This is a genomic window from Gemella sp. GH3 (assembly GCF_013415425.1).
Taxonomy (GTDB): Bacteria; Bacillota; Bacilli; order Staphylococcales; family Gemellaceae; genus Gemelliphila.
On sequence record NZ_JACBYC010000206.1, the window covers coordinates 1 to 459 of the forward strand.

The following is a 459-nucleotide window of genomic DNA, read 5'->3' on the forward strand; positions in this document are numbered from 1 at the left end:
GCGTATCTGTTCTGAAAGATGCTTCTGCTACAGCTGTTTATGGAGTTAAAGGTGCGAATGGTGTTATTCTGGTTACTACCAAAAGAGGTAGTGACGGAAGCGCAAAAATAGATGTTGGTTTCAACGCAACACTAAAAGCTCCGTCTAAATTACCTAACAAATTGGATTCTTATGATGCATTACTGGCTCGTAACAGGGCTATTGAGCATGAATTAGCTCTAACTCCTGATTCTTGGGCTTATATACGACCACAAGCATTTATCAACAACTATCGGAACCAGACTACTATAGAGCAACGAGAACGCTATCCGAATGTAGATTGGCAGGATGCTCTATTCAAGAAGACTGCAATGTCTTATAATGCAAATATAAATGTATCGGGAGGAACAAAAGTTGTAAAATACTTTGCTTCTGCCGACTTTGTGCATGAAGGCGACCTTTTCCGCGTTTATGATAATG

The 459-nt window shown here is 40.1% G+C and carries 1 pseudogene; it reads left to right on the forward strand.

The window, feature by feature from the left end:
• Positions 1-459 (forward strand): annotated as a pseudogene (locus tag HZY83_RS07700) (hypothetical protein); the annotation flags it as partial.